The sequence below is a fragment of the Stackebrandtia sp. genome (genome assembly GCF_035643755.1).
Lineage (GTDB): Bacteria > Actinomycetota > Actinomycetes > Mycobacteriales > Micromonosporaceae > Stackebrandtia.
Genome location: NZ_DASQPW010000109.1, coordinates 1 through 3,521 on the forward strand (window position 1 = coordinate 1; position 3,521 = coordinate 3,521).

The 3,521-nt window shown below is 67.5% G+C and carries 3 protein-coding genes; 1 reads left to right on the forward strand and 2 read right to left on the reverse strand.

Annotated features, from left to right (window positions below):
- Positions 1 to 558: AAA family ATPase (locus tag VE172_RS08385; RefSeq protein WP_324799806.1), on the reverse strand; the 558-nt coding region annotated here is incomplete at its 3' end.
- Entirely contained in the window at positions 551 to 1,951 is a 1,401-nt protein-coding gene (locus tag VE172_RS08390; protein WP_324799809.1) for a 3' terminal RNA ribose 2'-O-methyltransferase Hen1, read from the reverse strand. The genes VE172_RS08390 and VE172_RS08385, both read right to left, overlap by 8 nt.
- Positions 1,952 to 2,348: 397 nt before the next feature.
- Between VE172_RS08390 and VE172_RS08395 the strand changes: the two genes are divergently transcribed.
- Positions 2,349 to 3,521: transglutaminase-like domain-containing protein (locus tag VE172_RS08395; RefSeq protein WP_324799812.1), on the forward strand; the 1,173-nt coding region annotated here is incomplete at its 3' end.

Sequence of the window (3,521 nt, forward strand, 5' to 3'; positions counted from 1 at the left end):
GCCGATGATGTCGAACGGGCCCGTCAGCTCGGTCTTGTCGGTCCAGGCGGGCTCCAGGACGAAGCGCGCCGAGCCAATGTCGGTGGGCGACAGGACGTGGACGCGGCGGAACCCCTCGCGGTTGATGCGCCGCATGCCGCGCCGCAGCTCCCGCTGCTGCTTCGGGATGACGTGCGCGCCGAAGTCGCGGTCGGGGCGGGTGGCGTTGCGTTGCACGGCAACGGTTTCGTCCACGTCCAGCACGACGGCGTCGACGAGTACGTGGTGCTGCTTGGCCAGCTCCACCAGCTTGCGGCGCGCCTCGCACTGCACGTTGGTGGCGTCCACGACGGTCAACAGGCCGCGACGCAGTCGCGTGGCGACGATGTAGTTCAGCACGTCGAAGGCGTCTGGTGTGGACGCCTGGTCGTTGTCGTCGTCGGACACCAACCCACGGCAGAAGTCGGACGAGATCACCTGGGTGGGCTTGAAATGCCTGGCGGCGAAGCTCGACTTGCCCGACCCCGAGATCCCCACCAGCACGATGAGGGACATCGCGGGAACCCGAATCTCAGTCACGGCTGAACACTCCCATCTGGGTCGGCTGACCCGCGTCAACGTCCTCGTCGCCGATCCCGCTGATCGCGACGCGGTACCCGTGCGCGGCGGCCACCCGCTCCGCCCAGGCGGCGAACTGCGCGCGGTCCCATTCGAAACGGTGGTCGCGATGCCGCGGGCACCCCGCCTCCAGCTCATAGTGGACGTTGTACTCCACATTGGGCGTGGTCACGATGACGGCGGACGGCCGCGCCTCACCGAACACCACCCGCTCCACGGCGGCCAACCGCGGCGGGTCGATGTGCTCGATCACCTCCATGAGGATCGCGGCGTCGTACCCACCGAACCGCTCGTCGGTGTAGGTCAATGCCCCCTGGAACAGGTCGACGCGCTCCGATTGCCTGTCGCTCATGCGATCCAGCTTCAGGTACCGCGCGGTCTGTTTCAGCGCCAGTGTGGACACGTCCACCCCCGTCACCCTGCTGAGGTCCCGGCTCTTCAACAACTCCGCCACAAGGCGACCCGACCCGCACCCCAGGTCGATCACGCTCGACGCGCCCGACGCGGCCACGGCTTCCAGCACGGCGGCGTGCCGTCGCTTCGCCAACGGCACGGTCTTCGGCGCCTCCTCCTCGGCCACTGTCTCCTCCTCCACGGGCGGCTCCAGCTCCCCCTCCGCGGACTCGTCCACCTCGGCCAGCCGCGCGAACGCCACCCGCTCCAACCCCCGCTGCCGCGCCAGGTATCGACGGGTGATCAGCTCCGAGCACGGATGCTCGGCCAGCCATTCCCCGCCGTTTCGCACCAGCTTGTCGACCTCCCCGATATCCACCCAATAATGCTTGGCGTCGTCCAGCACGGGCAGCAGCACATACAGGTGGTTGAGCGCGTCGGCGACCCGCAGCGTCCCTTTCAGTCTCAACTGGACGTACCGCGACTCCCCCCAGTCGGGAAAGGACTCGTCGAGCGCGACGGGCGCCGCCTCGACGTCCCAACCCAAGGGCGCGAACAGCTTCTCGGCCAACTCGGCTCCACCCTTGCACGGCACCGCCGCCAGGAAGACCTCCAATGGAATAGCCGACGCCGCCAGTTCGGCCCGCGCGTCACACCGTCCGTTGCGGGCGGTACTGAACACGTTCCCGATCGCCACCGCCAACAGGGACGACGCGGCGTACGGACGATCGTTGACGTACTGCCCCAAGGAGAAGTCGGGCGACTTCTTCCCACGCGAACGCGTGAGTTTGACGGGATCCACCTCCATGACCAACGCGGCGGTGCAGCGCTCCTCGGTCGCCTCGGGGTACACCACCGTTGCGGCACCGAAGGAGTGGCTGAAGGCATGCACCTTGTCAGGGTGCTTGTACAGCAGGTACCCCAGGTCGGTCGCGGGTCGGTGGGTGGTGGAAATGGTCATTAGCACTGGTCGATTGTGCCCGTCGCATCGCGCGGTGACCATCGGGTTTCGAGAGATGCCCAAGGGACACGGCGGCGTCACCGTCGGCGGCACTGATGGCCATGGTGGTGTGCGCCGCGGCTTTGGGATCGCTGATAGAGGCGGCGCCTCAGGTTGTCGGCCATCGACACGCTTTATGAAGCGGGCTGGGACGATGCCGTCGTCTCGTTGGACCCTCATCTCGGAGGTCAAGGCGTCGCCGCGGCCGACCGCGCCAGGCCCCACAAGGCCGTATTCACGTCCCCGATTCGGCTGGCTTCCATGCCCGTACGGTCGATGATTCCCCTGCGGACTCGCCATACGATGACGTCGCGTGCGGGGGTTCCCTTCGCACCCGAGGCGCGGGAGGCACGCGGCAATGGGTTACATAGGTGAGGACGAACCCTGGCTGGTCGACATCCGTCGGCGGGCGCAGGATCTGTCGAATTCGGACGATTGGGAAACGTACGCCGCGATGGAGTCCGAGCTCCGCAGCGACCACAAGTTCTGGGTGGGTGCGTGGGGGCCGATTCTCGTGTTGGCGCGCCACCACCTCGGGCGTCAGGATGCGCGGCAGCTGTTGGAGGAGTTGATCGACGGGGGCTTCAGCCAGCCCGAGATGCTGGAACCCGTGCTGTCGCAGGCATTCGGCGACGCGACGGACTGGCCGCGACTGCGGGAACGCATGCGCGCCAACATTCCCGAACCTCCCATCGAGATCCTGGACTGGCCACAACCGATCTTTGGCCCACCCCAGGACTATTCGCGCGTGGAGCCCTCGCGCGAGGCGTTGCTGCGCGAGCAGCTGCCCGAGCCCGCTGATTCGGCGTGGGACACCGCGCTCGGCTTGCTCGCCTGGGTTTCGCGGCGATGGGAGCACGCCAACGACCACGTCAACCCCGGCGTGGACGCCGTCGAGGTGCTGCGGCGCGTTGACGAGGACGGCAAGCGGTTCGCGTGCGTCGAGTACACCCTGGTGTTGACCCAGTCCCTGTGCGCCCGAGGCATTCCCGCGCGGCGGGTCGCCTGCGACGCGGCGAACTACCACACGGGACTGTCCAAGGGCCACGCCGTGACCGAGGCGTGGATCGACGAGCTCGGCACCTGGGTGGTCTTGGACGGGCAGAACGGGATGTACTGGGTGGGCGCCGACGATCGACCCATAGGGGTGCGGGAGTTGCAGGACTCTCGGTCGTCGGGCGGCACGCGACCGAGTCACCACTGTGTCGGGGCGAGGAAACTGAACGGCGACGACGCGCAGTTGTGGTGGTCGCACTTCCACCACATGGTCGTGGGCGGGCTTTCCTGGGCGACGACGTACGTCCCGACCTTCCAGGACGACTACACGGTGATCGCCAGGATGGTGCTCCACGATCGCGCGCTCGCGTTTCCCGATCTGTCGCGGCTGTCCATGGAGATCGCGGCGCCCGACGACAGCCCCGCATTGAAGTTCCACAGCGAACACCCCTTCTGCGAAGGATTCCGCGTCACCGACGGCGATCGCGACGTTCGCGTGGGACTCGACGGGCACTGGGACTTCCCGACCGACGCG

Excerpts from the sequence above, each read along its gene's own strand:
- VE172_RS08390 (WP_324799809.1), bottom strand. The coding sequence starts at position 1,951 with ATGACCATTTCCACCACCCACCGACCCGCGACCGACCTGGGGTACCTG.